This window comes from Kitasatospora sp. SC0581 (genome assembly GCF_048159585.1).
Lineage (GTDB): Bacteria > Actinomycetota > Actinomycetes > Streptomycetales > Streptomycetaceae > Kitasatospora.
In genome coordinates this window covers 1-662 of the sequence record NZ_JBLRWA010000101.1, presented here as the reverse complement: position 1 = coordinate 662, position 662 = coordinate 1, and the positions used below count along the sequence as shown (strand labels likewise).

Annotated in this window: 1 protein-coding gene; it reads right to left on the bottom strand. The window is 45.8% G+C overall.

Annotation, left to right across the window (positions count from 1 at the left end):
- A partial coding sequence (locus tag ACLWS4_RS37255; RefSeq protein WP_416876458.1) for a BglG family transcription antiterminator occupies nt 1-662 on the bottom strand: 662 nt, incomplete at both ends.

The following is a 662-nucleotide window of genomic DNA, read 5'->3' as shown; positions in this document are numbered from 1 at the left end:
GCCATCTTCTTTTCCGACATTGAGCAAACAAACCAGCTGCACTTTTTTATCTTCATCCCACTGAATCGGCCGGGCAAGGCTACAAATGGTCCAAAAGGTGCGGTGGGTAACCGGTTCAATCGGATGCGGGACTGCGACCAGGTTGCCAAAAGCAGTCGATGCAATCGCTTCTCTTTTCAAAACAAGCGTTTCATAATTTTCCGGCTCGGCATGCTGTTCAGCCATCTTTTTGCATAAAATTTGAATGACTTTCTCCTTGCTGTCCAGCTCCTGATGGATAAACATTTTGGAAGGCTCCATATATTTCTGCACATTCCCTTTCAGACGGCCGATTTCCCGTTGGATGCGGGTGGCATCATTCTCTTCCAAAAAGTGGCTGACCACCACAACAGGCACTTCTAAGTGATCGGGAATCATGATCGTACTGACAATCAAATCCACCCGTGACAAATCATAATGAGAGAGATGGTAATAGCTGATCGTGTCCACAATTTCGATCTCATTTGCAAATCTGTTTTCCAGCTGATGGGACAAAATTTTGGCGCTGCCCACCCCTGTCTCGCACACAACGAGAACACGCTTCTTCTTTCTCATTCGCTCAAGCGCGATAGCAATATGAATGGCAAGATAACTAATTTCGTCCTCATTCACCTTTTTATGGA